This is a genomic window from Streptomyces sp. H51 (assembly GCF_035656535.1).
Lineage (GTDB): Bacteria > Actinomycetota > Actinomycetes > Streptomycetales > Streptomycetaceae > Streptomyces.
Map to the genome: position 1 here is coordinate 383,746 of NZ_JAYMHD010000011.1, position 16,858 is coordinate 400,603.

12 protein-coding genes are annotated in these 16,858 nt (G+C 71.1%); 2 read left to right on the forward strand and 10 right to left on the reverse strand.

The window, feature by feature from the left end:
* Positions 1–2 precede the first annotated feature (2 nt).
* The 10 genes from VKA29_RS02265 to VKA29_RS02310 form a co-directional block, all read right to left on the reverse strand.
* On the reverse strand, positions 3–1,193 hold the full coding sequence (locus tag VKA29_RS02265) for an acyl-CoA dehydrogenase family protein (RefSeq protein ID WP_324783406.1): 1,191 nt from the start codon (positions 1,191–1,193) through the stop codon (positions 3–5).
* A complete protein-coding gene (locus tag VKA29_RS02270; RefSeq protein WP_324783407.1) occupies positions 1,190–3,226 on the reverse strand; it encodes an acetyl/propionyl/methylcrotonyl-CoA carboxylase subunit alpha in 2,037 nt (678 codons plus the stop codon). The genes VKA29_RS02265 and VKA29_RS02270 overlap by 4 nt, the downstream gene beginning before the upstream one ends.
* Before the next feature lie 5 nt (positions 3,227–3,231).
* On the reverse strand, positions 3,232–4,830 hold the full coding sequence (locus VKA29_RS02275) for an acyl-CoA carboxylase subunit beta (protein WP_324783408.1): 1,599 nt from the start codon (positions 4,828–4,830) through the stop codon (positions 3,232–3,234).
* Complete coding sequence (locus VKA29_RS02280) at positions 4,827–6,503, reverse strand: acyclic terpene utilization AtuA family protein (protein ID WP_324783409.1); 1,677 nt, start codon at positions 6,501–6,503, stop codon at positions 4,827–4,829. Before VKA29_RS02280 ends, VKA29_RS02275 begins: the two co-directional genes overlap by 4 nt.
* Positions 6,500–7,294, reverse strand: coding sequence for a TIGR03084 family metal-binding protein (locus VKA29_RS02285; RefSeq protein WP_324783410.1), 795 nt, complete (start codon positions 7,292–7,294; stop codon positions 6,500–6,502). The genes VKA29_RS02280 and VKA29_RS02285 overlap by 4 nt, the downstream gene beginning before the upstream one ends.
* 317 nt (positions 7,295–7,611) lie before the next feature.
* A complete protein-coding gene (fxlM, locus tag VKA29_RS02290) occupies positions 7,612–8,832 on the reverse strand; it encodes a methyltransferase, FxLD system (RefSeq protein WP_324783411.1) in 1,221 nt (406 codons plus the stop codon).
* A gap of 91 nt (positions 8,833–8,923) precedes the next feature.
* Complete coding sequence (locus VKA29_RS02295; RefSeq protein WP_324783412.1) at positions 8,924–10,081, reverse strand: lanthionine synthetase C family protein; 1,158 nt, start codon at positions 10,079–10,081, stop codon at positions 8,924–8,926.
* Positions 10,078–13,122, reverse strand: coding sequence for a lantibiotic dehydratase (locus VKA29_RS02300; RefSeq protein WP_324783413.1), 3,045 nt, complete (start codon positions 13,120–13,122; stop codon positions 10,078–10,080). Before VKA29_RS02300 ends, VKA29_RS02295 begins: the two co-directional genes overlap by 4 nt.
* A 75-nt stretch (positions 13,123–13,197) precedes the next feature.
* Positions 13,198–13,377 (reverse strand): FxLD family lanthipeptide, encoded by a 180-nt coding sequence (locus tag VKA29_RS02305; RefSeq protein ID WP_324783414.1) that lies wholly within the window; start codon positions 13,375–13,377, stop codon positions 13,198–13,200.
* A gap of 498 nt (positions 13,378–13,875) precedes the next feature.
* On the reverse strand, positions 13,876–14,304 hold the full coding sequence (locus VKA29_RS02310) for an ATP-binding protein (protein ID WP_324783415.1): 429 nt from the start codon (positions 14,302–14,304) through the stop codon (positions 13,876–13,878).
* Between the two features lie 160 nt (positions 14,305–14,464).
* Here VKA29_RS02310 and VKA29_RS02315 point away from each other — a divergent pair, with 160 nt between their 5' ends.
* Positions 14,465–15,910 (forward strand): helix-turn-helix transcriptional regulator, encoded by a 1,446-nt coding sequence (locus VKA29_RS02315; RefSeq protein ID WP_324783416.1) that lies wholly within the window; start codon positions 14,465–14,467, stop codon positions 15,908–15,910.
* Complete coding sequence (locus VKA29_RS02320; protein ID WP_324783417.1) at positions 15,907–16,791, forward strand: aminoglycoside phosphotransferase family protein; 885 nt, start codon at positions 15,907–15,909, stop codon at positions 16,789–16,791. The genes VKA29_RS02315 and VKA29_RS02320 overlap by 4 nt, the downstream gene beginning before the upstream one ends.
* Positions 16,792–16,858: the final 67 nt, after the last annotated feature.

Genomic DNA, 16,858 nt, shown 5'->3' on the forward strand with positions numbered 1-16,858 from the left:
GGTCAGTACGACTTGGGCAGGCCGAGGGTCTGGTGGGAGACGTAGTTGAGGATCATCTCCCTGCTCACCGGGGCGATCCGGGACACCCGCGACGCCGTGACCAGCGAGGCGAGGCCGTACTCGCGGGTGAGGCCGTTGCCGCCGAGGGTGTGCACCGCCTGGTCGACGGCCCGCACGCAGGCCTCGGCGGCCGCGTACTTGGCCATGTTGGCGGCCTCGCCCGCGCCGACGTCGTCCCCGGCGTCGTAGAGGTGGGCCGCCTTCTGCATCATCAGGCGGGCGAGTTCGAGCTCGATGTGCACCTGGGCCAAGGGGTGCGCGATGGCCTGGTGGGCGCCGATGGGCGTCTTCCAGACGCTGCGCTCACCGGCGTACCGGACCGCCCGGGACAGGGCGTAGCGTCCCATGCCGATGCCGAAGGCGGCCGTCATGATGCGCTCGGGGTTCAGGCCGGCGAACAGCTGCAGCAGGCCCGCGTCCTCTCCCCCACTGCCGAAAGCGTGGGAGGGGCCCCCACCGACCAGCGCGTCGGCGGGCAGCCGCACGTCGTCCAGGACCAGCTCGAACTGCTTCTCCGCGGCGCTGAGTTCCATGTCGATGGCGCGCCGCTGGAAGCCGTCCGCGTCGCGCGGGACGATGAACAGGCACGGCTTGAGGCGGCCGGTGCGGGCGTCCTCGGTGCGACCGACGATCAGGGTCGCGTCCGCGATGTCCACGCCGGAGACGAAGACCTTGCGGCCGGTCAGCAGCCAGTCGGCGCCGTCCTTGCGGGCGGTGGTGGTGATGCGGTGGCTGTTGGAGCCGGCGTCGGGCTCGGTGATGCCGAACGCCATCCGGCGGGTGCCGTCGGCGAGGCCGGGCAGCCACTGCCGCTTCTGCTCCTCGGTGCCGAAGCGGGCGATGACCGTGCCGCAGATGGCGGGCGAGACGACCATCATCAGCAACGGGCAGCCCGCGGCGCCGAGTTCCTCCAGGACGATGGACAGTTCGGCGATGCCGCCGCCCCCGCCGCCGTACTCCTCGGGCAGGTTGACGCCCAGGTAGCCGAGCTTGGCGGCCTCCGCCCACAGTTCGTCGGGGTGCCGGCCCTCCCGGGCGAGGCCGGTGATGTAGTCGCGGCCGTACCGTCGGCCGAGGGCGGCCACCGCCGACCTGAGGGCCTGGTGTTCTTCCGTCTCGAGGGTGGCGCTCACTGGTCCTCCTGTGCGGACTCTTCGACTCCGGACACTCCGGCTGCGGATGCTTCGGCTGCGGGCTTCTCGGCTGCGGACGCTTCGGCCGCGGGCTTCTCGGCCGCGGGCTTCTCGGCTCCGGACGCTTCGGCCGCGGGCTTCTCGGCTCCGGACGCTTCGGCCGCGGGCTTCTCGGCTCCGGACGCTTCGGCTCCGGACGCTTCGACCACGGCGAGCAGGGCGCCGACCTCGACCTGACGGCCGGGTGCGGCGTGCAGGGCGCTCAGCGTCCCGGTGACGGGCGCTGTGATCTTGTGTTCCATCTTCATCGCCTCCAGCCAGAGCAGCGGCTGTCCGGCCTGGACCGCGGCTCCCTCGGCCAGCCCCTCGGCCACCCGGACGACCGTGCCCGGCATGGGGGCGAGCAGCGAGCCGGGGGCCCGCTGGTCGGCCGGGTCGGGGAAGCGGGGCAGGGCGGTGAGCGTGGTGGCGTTCACGTAGACCCGGTCGCCGTGGCGGGCCACCTCGAACCGGCGCCGCACGCCGTCCACCTCCAGGACCACCAGCCGGGCGTCGGCGTGCGCGACGCGGACCCCGTCGGCGGCCAGGCCCTCGCGGGTGTGCCGGTAGCGCACCTCGTGCTCCTCGCCCGCCATCGCGTACCGCTTGACCTGCGGCTGCGAGGGCAGGTTGCGCCAGCCGCCGAAGCGGGAGCGGCCGTGGGCGTCGGCGAGGGCGGCGGCCAGCGGCGCGTACGGGTCGGGGGCGGGCTCGGTGAGGGCGGCGAGGTGGCGGTCGTAGAAGCCGGTGTCCATGCGGGCCCGCGCGAACTCCTCGTGCCGCAGCGAGCGCACCAGCAGGTCGCGGTTGATGACCGGGCCGTGCACGGCCGCCCGTTCCAGCGCGCCGGCCAGCTTGCGGACGGCCTCGGCGCGGGTGGGGGCGTGGGCGACGACCTTGGCGAGCATCGGGTCGTAGTGGACGCCGATCGTGTCGCCGTCGGTGAAGCCGGTGTCCAGGCGGACGCCGTCGGGGACGGCGAGGCGGTGCAGGGTGCCGGTCTGCGGGGCCCAGCCGCCGGCCGGGTCCTCGGCGTAGAGGCGGGCCTCGATCGCGTGGCCGCGCGCGGCCGGCGGGTCGCCTTCGAGGGCGTGGCCCTCGGCGACGCGCAGTTGCAGGGCGACCAGGTCGACGCCGAACACGGCCTCGGTGACGGGGTGTTCGACCTGGAGGCGGGTGTTCATCTCCAGGAAGTGCGCCGTGTCGCCGTCGACGAGGAACTCGACCGTGCCGGCGCCCACGTAGTCGACGGCGCGCGCGGCGCGCACGGCCAGCGCGCGCAACTCCTCCTCCAGCCGCTCGGAGAGCCCGGGCGCCGGCGCCTCCTCGATCACCTTCTGGTGGCGGCGCTGGAGGGAGCAGTCGCGGGTGCCGAGCGCCCACACGGTGCCGTGCGTGTCGGCCATGACCTGGACCTCGACGTGGCGGCCGCCCTCCACGTACGGCTCGACGAAGACCTCGCCGTCGCCGAAGGCGCTCGCCGCCTCGGCGCGCGCGCTCTCCAGGGCGTCGCCCAGCTCCTCCAGACGGCGCACGACGCGCATCCCGCGCCCCCCGCCGCCCGCGGCCGCCTTGACCAGCACCGGCAGGTCGGCCTCGGTGACCTCGCCCAGCGGGGCGATCCCCATCAGCTCCTTGGCGCGGGTCTTGGACGCCATCGCCTCGATCGCCTCCGGGGGCGGCCCGATCCACTTCAGGCCCGCGTCGGTGACGGCGCGCGCGAAGTCGGCGTTCTCGGACAGGAAGCCGTAGCCGGGGTGCACGGCGTCGGCGCCGGCGGCGACGGCCGCCTTCACGATCAGGTCGCCGCGCAGGTACGTCTCGGCGGGCGCGGCCCCCGGCAGCCGTACCGCGGCGTCGGCCACGCGCGCGTGGAGGGCGTTCTCGTCGGCGTCCGAGTGCACGGCGACCGTCCGGATGCCCAGTTCGCGGCAGGTACGGAAGATCCGGCAGGCGATCTCGCCCCGGTTGGCGACCAGCAGAGTCTGGATCATGGACCTCACATCCGGAAGACGCCGAAGCCGCCGCGCGCGCCCTCGAAGGGCGCGGTGTGCACGGCGGACAGGCACAGGCCGAGGACGGTACGGGTGTCGCGCGGGTCGATGACGCCGTCGTCGTACAGCCGCCCGGACAGGAACATCGGCAGCGACTCCGACTCGATCTGCTGCTCCACCATGGCGCGCAGGGCGGCATCCGCCTCGTCGTCGTAGGGGTGTCCCTTCGCGGCGGCCGACTGGCGGGCCACGATCGACAGCACGCCGGCCAGCTGCTGCGGGCCCATGACGGCCGACTTGGCGCTGGGCCAGGCGAACAGGAACCGCGGGTCGTAGGCGCGGCCGCACATGCCGTAGTGCCCGGCGCCGTAGGAGGCGCCCATGAGCACGGACAGGTGGGGCACCCGGCTGTTGCTGACGGCGTTGATCATCATCGAGCCGTGCTTGATGATGCCGCCCTGCTCGTACTCCCTGCCGACCATGTAGCCGGTGGTGTTGTGCAGGAACAGCAGCGGGATGTCGCGCTGGTTGGCGAGCTGGATGAACTGGGCGGCCTTCTGCGACTCCGCGCTGAACAGCACGCCCTGCGCGTTGGCGAGGATGCCCACGGGGTAGCCGTGCAGGGTGGCCCAGCCGGTCGTCAGGCTGGTCCCGTACAGCGGCTTGAACTCGTCGAAGTCCGAGGCGTCGACGATCCGGGCGATGACCTCGCGCGGGTCGAAGGGGGTCTTCAGGTCGCCGGGGACGATGCCGAGCAGTTCGTCCTCGTCGTACTCGGGCGGCGCCGCGGGCCCGGGGTCGGGGTGCGCCTTGCGGTGGTTGAGCCGGGCGACGACCCGCCGCGCCTGCCGCAGGGCGTCGTGCTCGTCGACAGCGAAGTAGTCGGCGAGACCCGACACGCGCGCGTGCATCTCGGCGCCGCCCAGCGACTCGTCGTCGCTCTCCTCGCCGGTGGCCATCTTCACCAGCGGCGGCCCGCCGAGGAACACCTTGGCGCGCTCCTTGACCATGATCACGTGGTCGGACATGCCGGGCACGTACGCGCCTCCGGCCGTCGAGTTGCCGAAGACGACCGCCACCGTCGGGATGCCGGCCGCGGACAGCCGGGTGAGGTCGCGGAAGATCGCGCCGCCGGGGATGAAGATCTCCTTCTGCGACGGCAGGTCGGCGCCGCCGGACTCCACCAGGCTGATGCAGGGCAGCCGGTTGGCGAGGGCGATGTCGTTGGCGCGCAGGGCCTTCTTCAGCGACCAGGGGTTGCTGGCACCGCCGCGCACGGTCGGGTCGTTGGCGGTGATCAGGCACTCCACGCCCTCGACGACCCCGATGCCGGTGACGAGGGAGGCGCCGACGGCGTAGTCGCTGCCCCAGGCGGCCAGCGGGGACAGCTCCAGGAACGGCGTGTCGGGGTCGAGCAGCAGCTCGATGCGTTCGCGGGCCAGCAGCTTGCCCCGCTTCCGGTGCCGCTGCACGTACTTCTCGCCGCCGCCCGCGAGCGCCTTGGCGTGCTCGGCGTCCAGGTCGGCCAGCTTGGCGAGCATGGCCTCGCGGTTGGCCCGGTGGTCGGGGGCGTGGGGGTCGAGGGTGGTCTGGATGACCGTCACAGCAGGGCCTCCGGGATGTCCAGGTGGCGGGAGCGCAGCCATTCGCCGAGGGCCTTGGCCTGCGGGTCGAAGCGGGCCTGCGCGGCGACGCCCTCGCCGAGGATGCCTTCGACGACGAAGTTCAGGGCGCGCAGGTTCGGCAGGGCGTGCCGGGTGACCGGCAGCGCGCGGCTCTCCGGGACCAGGTCCCGGAACCGGTCGGCGGTCAGCTCGTGCGCGAGCCACCGCCAGGCCGCCTCCGAGCGCGCCCACACGCCCACGTTGGCGTTGCCGCCCTTGTCGCCGCTGCGCGCCCCGGCGACCAGGCCGAGCGGAGCGCGCCGCACGGGGCCCGGCGCCGGCGGCTCGGGCAGGGCGGGCTCGGGCACCTCGGCGAGGGCGAGGGTGCCGGCGGGCGGCTCCACCGGGATCCGGCGTCCGTCGTCGAGGACCGCCGTGTGTCCGACCTCGTCCTGGGGGACGTACGCCGCCTCGAAGACGCCGTAGGGCGCGCCCTTCCCCGGCGGCGCGAGCACGTGGAAGCCGGGGTAGCTGGCCAGCGCCAGCTCGATCGCCGCCCCGCTCAGCGCCCGTCCGACCACCTCCGGGTCCGCGTCCCGCACCACGAGCCTGAGCAGCGCGCTCGCGGTCTCCTCGGTGGCCGCGTCGGGCCGGTCGGTGCGCACCAGGTCCCAGCGGACATCGGCGGGCGGGGCCTTGGCGAGCGCGTTTGCCATCTGCTCCCGCACCAGCGCGGCCTTCGCCTCGACGTCGAGGCCGGTGAGGACGAAGGTCATCTCGTTGCGGAAGCCGCCGAGCCGGTTGCGGCCGACCTTCAGCGTCGGCGGCGGCGCCTCGCCGCGCACCCCGTCGATCCGCACCCGGTCGGGCCCGTCCTGGGTGAGCCGTACGGTGTCCAGGCGGGCGGTGACGTCGGGTCCCGCGTACCGGGCGCCCGCCGTCTCGTACAGCAGCTGGGCGGTGACGGTGCCGACGTCGACGAAGCCGCCGGTGCCGGGGTGCTTGGTGACGACGCAGCTGCCGTCCTCGTGCAGCTCGGCGAGCGGGAAGCCGGGCCGGCGGACATCGCCGTCGCCGAAGAAGGCGTAGTTCCCGCCGGTGGCCTGCGTCCCGCACTCCAGGACGTGCCCGGCGACGACGGCGCCCGCGAGCCGGTCGTACTCCCCCGGCTGCCAGCCGAAGTGGGCGGCGGCGGGCCCGGTGACCAGCGCCGCGTCCGTCACCCGCCCGGTGACCACGATGTCGGCGCCCTCCCGCAGGCAGGCCGCGATGCCGAAGCCGCCGAGGTAGGCGTGGGCGGCGAGGGCGCCGGGGTGGGCGGCGGTGAGGTCGTCGCCCTCGACGTGCGCGACCCGGACCGGGACGCCGAGCCGTGCGGCCAGCTCCCGCACCCGGTCGGCGAGTCCGGCGGGGTTCAGCCCGCCGGCGTTGGTGACGATGCGCACGCCCCGCTCGTGGGCGAGCCCGAGGCACTCCTCCAGCTGGCGCAGGAAGGTGCGGGCGTACCCGGCGCCGGGGTCCTTCAGCCGGTCCCGGCCCAGGATGAGCATGGTCAGCTCGGCGAGGTAGTCGCCGGTCAGGACGTCCAGCTCGCCGCCGGTGAGCATCTCGCGCACGGCGTCGAAGCGGTCGCCGTAGAAGCCGGAGGCATTGCCGATGCGCAGCACGCTCACGCGCCGGCTCCCTTCGGCGGGCGTCCGGCGCCGGGCGGCCCCGCGAACGCCTGGGCGATGCCGAGCCAGCGGTCGGCGTCGGGGCCCTCCGCGCGCACGGCGAGGTCGGCGCGGTGGGCGCGCTGGGTGACCAGCAGGCAGAAGTCGAGCGCGGGACCGGTGACCCGCTGGGCGGCGTCTTCCGGACCGAAGGTCCACACCTCTCCGGAAGGTGCGTCGAGCTCGACCCGGAACTCCTCGCCGGGGGCCGGCAGCCCGTGGGCGGCGAAGGCGAAGTCGCGGGCCCTCACGCCGATGCGGACGACGTGCCTGAGCCGGTCGGTGGGGGTACGGACGACGCCCAGCGCGTCGGCCACGTCCTGGCCGTGGGCCCAGGTCTCCATCAGGCGGCCGGTGGCCATGGAGGCGGCCGACATGGGCGGTCCGTACCAGGGGAAACGGGCGCCGGGCGGGCTCGCGCGCAGCGCCCGGTCGAGCGCGGCGCGCCCCTCGCGCCACCTGCTCAGCAGCTTCTCGGACGGCAGGCCGGCCCCCTCGTCGGCGCCGTCGTCCACGAAGGAGTCGGGTGCGGCGAGCGCCTGCTCGACCAGTCCGTGGAACGCTTCCGCGTCGGTCACGGCGAGCAGGGCCGAGTGGTCGGTCCAGGCGAGGTGGGCGATCTGGTGGGCGATGCTCCAGCGGGGCGCGGGCGTCGCGAGCGCCCACTGCTCGGGGGTCAACCCGGCCACGAGACGGTCGAGTTCGTCACTCTCGTCACGCAGGTCGTCGATGACGGGCGTCGGATCGGACATGGGGGGAGCATGGCAGCGGGGCCAGAAACAATCAAGCATGCTTGCATGAATAATTCCGCGCGCACGGGACCGCGTCCGGCGCGCGCGGCCGCCACGCAGGCAGCCGCCCCGGGGAGCCGCGCGAGCGCCGCAGAGCGTCATCGTCGTACGTTCTCCAGCTCCGCTTCCGTCGGGACGTGGCACGGGAGTGAGGGCACACCTGCGGTGCCTGCGCGTCCGCGGTACCTACGTTTCCCACCGCGGCCGCGGTAGGAGAGGGCGGGTGTCTTCGAGGTGGCCGAGCAGAACGGATCCGCTCCACCTGATGGTGAGGAGAGTCAATACGTGATGACCAGGCGGACAGATGGTTTGTCGATGACGTGTCCGCCGGCCAGTTCCTCGTCGGGAGTTTGCGCCGGGTAGGCGGTGATCGACGGTGACAAGGTGCGGTTGTGGTCCCAGGCACGCATCGCCGTGCCCAGTCGCTCGGCCAGTTCCTGACCGGCCGGCCCGTACCCGGCGGCGCCCAGCCGGTACCGCCCGCTGCCCTGAACGTCGACCGGTTCGAGAACCAGGTACGCCAAGGAGTCACCTGCGACGAGGGCGGGACTCAGTGCGGGGATGGCCGGTCGGTGCAGTGCGGCAGTGCTGGTGAAGGCCTCGGGGCGGACGGTGATGCGGCAGGTCGCCGGGTCCAGTGCACTGAGCCGGAGCCAGATTCCGTCGAGTGGCTCGTCCGGTGCGACGGCGACATCGGTCCACTGGAGGTGTTCCTTCGCCTCAGCCAGGGTTTTGCGCAGACTGAGCGGGTGGATGGGCTGGTCGGCATCCCAGTACAGCTTGACCAGGCGGTCTTCGTCGACGTAGCCCTCGCGTTCGCCGTCCTGGCCGATCATCGGCAGGAAGCCGCAGGTGGCGAGGGACTCCGAGCGCAGGCAGTCGGCTTCGCGGACGAAGGCGATGCTGCGGGTCAGGCCGCGCCAGCGCAGCGGAAGCACCAGGCGGCCACCGACGGCCAACTGGTCCCACCAAGTTGTGGGCAGGTCCCAGATGCCGACGGTGGCGATGAGCCGGTCGTACGGCGCGTACTCCGGCGCGCCCAGGGCACCGTCACGGGTGAGGACTCGCACCTCGCTGAAGCCGGTCGCGTCGAGTCGCTGGCGGGCGTGGGCGGCGACGTCCTCGTGGTAATCCAGGGCGGTGACGTTCCCGGCCGGGCCGGTGAGGTGCCGCATGAGGGCGGCGTTGTAGCCGGTGCCCGCGCCGGCTTCCAGAACGTTGTTGCCCGGCTGAATGCTGAGCTGAGCGAGCATGAAGAACACCACGTCGGGCTGTGAGACACAGCTCAGCGGCAGGGCATCGCGGTCGGGGTTGTCCTTGATCGTCACGGCCTGATTGGCATAGGCCAGTTCCAGGGGCGTCCGGGGAATGAAGTCGTGCCGAGGCACCGTGCGCATCGCGTCCTCGACGCGGGCGTCGTAGAGGCCCGGAAGGCTGGTCTTCACGATCTGGTCGACCAGGCGGTTGCGTAGTTCCTGCGGGGTCATGTGCTCGGTCATGCGTGTCCTTCCGGGAGCACCCGGCTGTCCTGGGCGGAGAGCGGGCGAAACGTAGCTCCGTCGTGGTGATGGGAAATGGCGGTGAATCGGGTCAGCCGCTCAACAGCAGGCAGAGATCCCACCTCGTCTCGGGCGTGGCGCACTTGGAGTCGTCGAGCTGAGCCAGGTCAAGCCCGGCGGTGCCCTCCATGAGCGTGGGCTGGACCGGTGGCCCATGCGCTTCCAGGTGCGTCGCGAGCCCTGCTCGCAGCCTCGGAAGCAGCTCGGAGAGTTGTCCGTCCTTTTCGTCCTCGGCAGCACGTCGGGTGGCCTGTACGAGCCCGGCCCACCCGTGGCACAAGGAGGCGTCTGTGAGCAGGGCGAGTTGCTGCGGGTCCAGCAGGCATCCGGCGAGTGCCTGTTCGGCCCGCTCCTGAAGTGTGGTGTCGCCGAGCGCCCGCCCGGCGAGTTGCAGCGCGCGGGCGATCCCAGGGGTGCCGTAGCACCACGACGGTCGCCTTGGGCCCGTGCGCGCGGTACTGCCGCGTCGCTGCTCCTGCAGGTCGATCCACTCCGGCCAGTGCGCAGAGCGCCTGTTGCCGGTCCTCCAGTCGTCCAACCACTGGCAGATGCGAGTGATGGCGCGTTCCTGGCCGGCCACGGTGTATCCGCACAGAACGGAGGTGGCAAGAAGCGCGAGGGGGCCGGTGATGCCGTGGGCGAGACCGAAGTTGCCGTGTCCGTCAGCCGGCCACGCGGTCCCCGCTTCGCTGACGCTCCACCAGCCTGGCAGCGTCTGCCCGCAGACGGTGATGGGCTCGGAGAGCTGAACCAGGTAGGACAGGATGCCTTGCAGCTCCGCGGCGTTGCCTCTGCGCAGGTGGTAGACGCCGAGGCCTGCCAGCCCGCCGATCAGGTCGAACTCGGCCGACTTGGTGGTCTGCCCGCTCTCCAGCCTGGCGCGGGCGCCTTCCAGCCGCGAGGTCGTGATGCGCCGTACATGGCCGTCGAGGACGGACAGGAGTCGCTCGGTGGAGGGAGTGTCCGTGAAGGTGAGGACGTAGGCGACTGCTGGGACCCCCTCGTACAGGCCGAATCCCTCGGGGCCCGCCATGATCGGCACACGGAACATGGACTCGGCGCACGCGCGCATCGCTTCCGTGTCACCCGCGCCGACACGCTCTTTGACCGCGTGCAAAAGGGTGATACCGGCGGCCCCGGAGTAGAGCGACTGCGGCCAGCCGGGCGCCGCCTGCGCGGTCGGCTTCACGGGTGCACCTCCGACCGTGCGAGGCAGGCAATGGCGGTCTGACGGGCGATGCGGCGACAGGTCTTCTCGTCGTCGCCGTTGATGCCGCGCATCCGGTTGTGGTGCATGTGCAGCAGCGACTCCAGCACAGCATCAACGTCCATTCCATCGTCCAGATGCTCGCGGTAGCGGGCGAGGGCGTCACCGCGACGGTGCCATGCGTCAACGAGGGCCGCGGACCAGCCGCGCGCGACCGGCTTTCCGGTTCGGACGAGATCGATGGCCTGGCCGGTCGCAGCCCGGCCCGCAGCGGCCGGCACCGGGAGTGCGGCCAGCCAGCGCAGACCGTCATCGTCACCGAGCAGGCCGCAAGCGATGTCGACCATGCCGACTGCCGTGAGCACTTGACCATCGACGCCTGGCGCTGCGACGCCGCTGAGGGCCGTGGCCGCGACGTACGAGTCGGTGACGAACACGGTTTCCGCGCGGGCCAGGGCGCGACCACCGCCGTAACGGCCGATTTCGGGGGTGTAGGTGGTGAACGCCAGGTCACTGATCAGGCCGTAGTCGTGCAGTAACGCCGCCCAGGTGCCGATCGCCTCGGTGTAGGCGCTGCGTCGGCCCGCGCTCGCGGCGCGGATGCGCAGGCGGATGTGGTCGGCACCCTGTTGGGTGCGGTAGCGGATGAACCACCAGTCAGGGTGATCCTGCAGACCAGGGGCGAAGGTGGCCACGCCCTGGGCAATCAACTCGTCGTGGAGATCAGGGTGTGCATACATCTGCACGTTCACCCAGTGCGCGGCGGGTGCGGCGGGAAGGGGGCCGAGCGTGCGGTTGCGCTGCACGGGCAGGCCGCCGTTGAGGGGATTGGGTGAGGGTGGCCGAGTGCTGGTCATGGGCACGGCCACCTCATGGACATGGCCGCCGATCCAGCCGAATCCGTCCTCCGGCGGTGCCTCGGTGAGCATGGCCTGCCCGTTACGGTCCAGGTGGTCCCGCAGGATTGCGGCATGCGTGGGCACGTCGAGCATCAGCCGCAGGGCACGGTCGTCGTCGCGTAGCTCGACGGGCCCCTGGCACTGCCACATCTTCCGCCAGGAGGTGAGGGCGTCCGCCCACTGCCCGCTGTGCTCCTTGGCCGGGGGAAGACTGTCGGCGGACAGGTACCAGCGGGCTGGCGACAGGATGGTCTTGTCATAGCGTACGCGCGGCAAGAACGGTAGCCGCTCGGCTTGCGGGCCCCAGTCGAACCCGGTCCAGGCAGGGCCGAAGGCCCGGGTCAGGTGGGCGAGGAAGCGGGCCAGGAGCGGCGGCTGTTTCTCCAGCGCCATCGCATGAAAGACCTGCGGGTCGATGACCTGGCGGCGCGAACGGCTGACGAGGTACAGGCGGTTGGCAGTGGCGGTGACGGCGAGGTCGTCGATGTCGATGACCTCGACCTGATCACCCGTGGGGCGATGTTCTCCCAGGGAGATCACGCGGGACAGGTACGCAGGGACACGCGCAACGTTCTCGATGTGGGCGTACAGGCCGGGAAAGGAGAGCTGGGCTGTGAGCGCGCCTTCGATGCTCGGCGGGACCTGGCGGTACACCTCTTCGAGGCCGGAGCCGGTGGCGACCGGGGTGAACCGGGAGGTGAGCGTCCCCGCGCTTCTTGCCGGTGTGACCGTGACCCTGAATTGGCCAGACTGCAGGGCCTGCAGGTCGCGGGCATGGATGCGGGCGCACATCTCCACAGACGGGGGTGCTGCCTCATTCACTGCAGGCGCTCCCGCGATCTTGTCTACCAGCTCGTCGGTGAGCACGATGTCGCGGCTGCCGGTGGCGGCCGCCTGCCAGGCCAAGGCGAGCAGGCGCCTGTCCCGATCGGAGACCATCGGCCTCGCGGCGAGTCTCCGACTGCCCGGGTACTCGGCCGGGTATCCGAGTCCGGCCACCGGATCGATGACGTCCTTGACCGGCACGAGGGTGCCACTGCCGTACCGCTCCCAGAACGCGGCGTGGTAGTCCCGCCACATGCCCTGCCCGGTCGGCTGTCGCGTGAGTCGCAGCAGCACGTCGGCGGCACGTGCCATCTGCTGTACGACGCTGCGGGGGATCTGCACCTCGGCGTCCAGAACCAGGTCGACGGCGATCGGGCTGCGCGCCGCGGTGGAGATGTTGCGGCAGTGCCTCACGACCGTCTCGCGCGCGATGTCCTGGTCGCTGACGGTAGCCATGTTGTGCTCCAGGAAGGCCTCTTGCACGACCAAGAGGCCGTCGAGGATACCGGCCGCGGAGCGCACACCGCCCGCGTCGATGGCCTTGAGTTCGCCGATGAGGTGGCCCAGCGGATCGGTCACGGTCATCGGGGCCCGCAGGTTCGTCAGAAGGAACTTCTGCGCCATGAGGGAGGCGATCAGCGCACGCGCACGGGTGGGATCGGCTTCCGGGAACGCCCTGTCGAGTTCGGCGAGCAGCGAGGTGATACGAACAGGATGAGTGGTGTGCTTCTCGATGACCCGTACGACGCGGCTGCGCCGGATGGACGCGCCCCTCGGGCCGCCGTGTTGAACGTGCAGACGGTCACCGCGGGGCATGGCCAGGGAGCTCAGGACGACGCTCAGGCGGTCCAGGAGTTCGGGGATGGACTCCAGGCGGGCGCAGACGTCGTCCAGCCACTCGGTATCTGCCCGGATGACGGCGCGGTGAGTGTCGCCCCACCGCACGTGCGGCTCTGCGCCGATTCCGGCGGCCGCCACCCCAGCGAAGAGACCGAAGGGGGTCGGGCGCCCGGTGGCGCGCAGAACGTAGGAGACGGTGGCGAGGTATGCACGCCGCACCTGTCTGGGAGGTACGGGGCGTCCACTGCAGATGTCGTTGAGCCGCGCGGTCAGGTCGCCGCTCGCTTGCCGGATCGCGTCGGCGAACACCCGTTGGCGGCAGACGTCTCGCAGCCACTCGCTCACCGCATCTGTGTCGCGCGGATCCGGCCATGACGAGGGAAGCGCCGTCAGCGGCGCTGCGGCGGCGCGCAGCAGCGCTGCCCCCATGTGCTGGTAGACCCGGGTGTGCTTGCCCATCGGTGCCTCCGCCGTATTGTTCGGAAGGTCGGGGCCGGGGGAGTTGTCCCCCGGCCCCAGGTCAGCGGCCGTGTGTCATACGGCGCTGGTGCACGAGGACGCGCAGGTGGACTTGCAGCCGTCGCCGGTGCCGCAGGCCTGCGGCAATTGCTCGGCGTCGATCTCGGTGACGACCTCCACCTGGATGTCGAACGGGTCCTCCGCCGGAGCGGTGGTGACGGCGGTCGGCTTGATCAGGACAGCAGCAGGAGCCATGACTTCATCCCTTCTGGGTGTGTTTGCTTTCGGCCGGCTGGCCGGTGTGCAGCCCCTCCCCGACCGGCCCGGACCCGTGGAGGAACAAGTCGGGTCGATGGGCCGGGGAGGGGGCTTGAGGCCCGTAGAGCGGGCTACTTCGGGCGGCTGAGGTAGAGAGCTGTGAGCAGGCTTCCGACCGTGGCCGCGGGCAGAAAAAGGACCTGGAACATGCCGAAGCCACGCCGCCGGGCGTGCCGGCGGGGGTGGCGCAACAGGCGCCGGAGACGGGCCAAGGTGGTCCGTGAGGCAGCCGTGGGCTTCTGCGGATTCACGCTGCCCCCTGTGCGAGCAAGCTGTTCGCCTCCGGCCTGTCGATGACGGATGGGGTGTCGCGGTCGCTCGAGGGGTCCGCCTGATCGACGGACTCGGCGACGACCTCACAGTGCGCTTCCGTCGCCCGGCGGCGGGCTGCGTCGCCGGCTCCGCATGAGGTGCGACAGAGCGCCGTCGGCATGGTCACGGGGCGGCCTTCGACTGGCGCGGGCTCAGCAGGGTGAGCCAGACGTCCTTGCCGCCACTGGGATTGGGAGATACGCCGAACCGGTCCGCGACGGCGTTGACGAGTCGGAGACCGCGGCCGTCCTCGTCGTCATCGTCGGCGCACCGCTGCTGCGGCAGCGATGGGTCTTCGTCGTGCACGCAGAGCGCCACGCCGTCAGGAGTACGGGTGACGGTGATGAGAGCGCTGCGGCGCCCGTCGCGGTCCGGCCGAGCGTGGTTCAGGACGTTGGTCAACAGCTCGGAGACGACGAGGGCTCCCGTGTCGACCAGCTTCTCCATGCCCCACAGGCGCAAGTGCGCGCTCACTATGACCCGTGCGACCCGCACCGACAGCGGGGTCACCTCATAGTCCATCTCCAGCTTGCCGGCAGCAGCGCAGGTCATTGCGCGCACGCAGGTTGCAGCGGTGGGACGAGCCAGGAGACGGGCCATTCCAAATCCACTTCGTTCTGACGAACCTCCCGTAAGAGGTCCGACTGCGGTGTGTACTGGTGCGTGATCGGTCGGCAACCATTGAGGCAGACCGAAGGCCAAGAATGCAGACGTGGAATCGGAAAGCTCGGCTTTCCGATTCAGGACCCAGGGGACCCTCGTCATGCCACGACCCGAGAAGCAGCTCACTCCCGACGCGTCGCCGCGTGACTGGTTCGGTCACGAGGTGCGGTACTGGAGGAAGCAACATGGCCATTCGGCGTCTTCGTTGGGCCCGTTGGTGCAGGCCAGCCCATCCCTCGTCGAGAAGGTGGAGAAGGGGCAGGCCTCGTGCCGCCGTGACCTGGCGGAGCGTCTGGACGAGGTCTTGATGACCGGCGGCGTGCTCACCCGCGCTTGGGGGATGGTGTACGGCGAACCGGAAAAGCGGCGTAGTGAATCGGAAAAGAACGCCGACCGCCCGATGGATGGCACCGTTCAAGCACACCAAGGCCGCATCCTGGGCAGAGAGAATTCATCACCGCTGGGGAGCACTGAGCCTGTGGACCGTCGCGCTTTCCTGGCCAACAGCAGTCTGGCCGCCGTCGCATCAATAGATCTTGCCGCGCTCGTCGCACCCACCGCCCCGCACGAGCCACCCACCCGGATTCGCCCCAAGGACATCACGGCAGTCCTGAACGTGGCGGAAGACATCTACCGCCGGGACAACGCTCACGGCGGCGGAGGGATCGTCGGCGTACTCGCCGGCCGAGCCCTGGAGTGGGCGGTCCGTCTGCTCACCGTCCCTTGCCCCGAGCAGCTCCGCGCGCCGCTCCACACCGCTGTCGCCCGCCTGGGCGTCGTAGTCGGCGCATCCCACTTCGACGCCTACGCACACGACGATGCCCGCATCGCCTTCAAGATCGCCGCGGACTGTGCCGAGGAGGCCGATGAGTGGCACCTGCGCGCCAAAGTCTTCTCGTTCCTCGCACGACAAGCCATCTGGATCGGCGACCCGGACACAGGCCTGACCTACGCGGAGAAGGGGCTCGTCCGGGCCGACCGGCTCACACCGACCATCCGGGCCATGCTGCACACGGCACGCGCTCGCGCGTTCGGGAAAATGGGCGACATCAGCGGTGCGATGTCTGCCGTCGGGGCCGCCGACGACGCCTTCGCGAAGTCCGACCCGCAGGACGATCCACCCTGGATGGCCTACTACGACGGAGCCCAGCACCACGGGGACACCGCACACGCGCTGTACGACCTGGTCCTGTTGAAGGACCAGGACCCCGGGCAGGCCCGGCGGCGCTTCGAGATCGCCATCGAAGGCCACGACAACGCATATGCCCGCTCGCGCGCAATCTCCGATACCAAGCTGGCAAGCCTCCTGATGGCCAGGGGCGACCCACGACAGGCCACGGTCATCGGCCACCAGGCCCTCACCGATGCCGGCCGCCTGACCTCACGGCGAGCTGCGGATGATCTGAAGGAGCTCAACCGGTTCGCTGCCCGGCACCGTCGTATCCCCGAAGTGGCGTACCTGCGCGAACGAATCGGCGCTACGTTGCAGGCATGACGATCTCGGCCCGCGCCTCCTCCGCGGTCTTGGCTACGGCCTGCTCAGCGGCCGGGCTCGATCCGTCTGCCGCCGAGCCGATCCGTATCGCCGAGAACGAGATCTGGCGTCTGCCGGGGGAGCGCGCCATCGCACGCATCGCGCGCCCCGGCCAGTTGGCGGCAGCCACCCGAGAGGTGAGGGTCGCACAGTGGCTGGCCGACAACGGCGTGCCGGCCGTTCGTGCGATGTCGATCGCCCAGCCTGTCGACGTCTGCGGGCGCCCTGTGACGTTCTGGGAGGAACTGCCGACACACACGAACGGCACCGTCCGCGACGTAGTGCAGCTCCTCAAGCGAATTCATCCGCTACCGGTTCCCGACTTCGCGCTGGGCGAGCTCGACCCGTTCGTCCGTGTGCCGGAGAGGATCGACGCCGCAACGTCCCTGACCGAGGAGGAGCGATCGTGGCTCCGGCAACGGCATGAGGACCTACAAGGCCAGTGGGTGCAACGTCCTGCCGGACTTCCCGACTGTGTCGTCCATGGTGACGCGTGGGTGGGCAACGTCGCCCGGACTGCCGCCGGTCCGATCCTGCTGGACTTCGAGCGTGTGTCCGTGGGCCCACCGGAGTGGGACCTGGTCTCCACTGCGGTGAAGCTCACCACTACCGGCGCCGTGAGTCGCCCCGAGTACGCCGAGTTCTGCGACTTGTACGGCCTGGATGTGACGCAGTGGGAAGGGTACGAGCTGTTTTCTGGAGCCCGAGAGCTGCGCATGGCAACCTACGCGGCCCAGCACGCAGCGACCCGACCGGAGTGGCAGGAGGAGGCGCAGTACCGCGTGGACTGCCTTCGCGGCCGCCGTGGTCCCCGCCCCTGGAAATGGACAGGGATCATGTAACTGTCCCTGACCTGAACGCCGGATCGCTGCCGCTGGGCTCAGTTACCGAAGGGCTGGCCGACGAGTA

Bases quoted from the DNA above. Each gene is read 5' to 3' on its own strand.
- VKA29_RS02270 (WP_324783407.1), bottom strand. From the start codon at position 3,226: ATGATCCAGACTCTGCTGGTCGCCAACCGGGGCGAGATCGCCTGCCGG.
- VKA29_RS02285 (WP_324783410.1), bottom strand. From the start codon at position 7,294: ATGTCCGATCCGACGCCCGTCATCGACGACCTGCGTGACGAGAGTGAC.
- fxlM (WP_324783411.1), bottom strand. From the start codon at position 8,832: ATGACCGAGCACATGACCCCGCAGGAACTACGCAACCGCCTGGTCGAC.
- VKA29_RS02300 (WP_324783413.1), bottom strand. From the start codon at position 13,122: ATGGGCAAGCACACCCGGGTCTACCAGCACATGGGGGCAGCGCTGCTG.
- VKA29_RS02305 (WP_324783414.1), bottom strand. From the start codon at position 13,377: ATGGCTCCTGCTGCTGTCCTGATCAAGCCGACCGCCGTCACCACCGCT.
- VKA29_RS02310 (WP_324783415.1), bottom strand. From the start codon at position 14,304: ATGACCTGCGCTGCTGCCGGCAAGCTGGAGATGGACTATGAGGTGACC.
- VKA29_RS02320 (WP_324783417.1), top strand. From the start codon at position 15,907: ATGACGATCTCGGCCCGCGCCTCCTCCGCGGTCTTGGCTACGGCCTGC.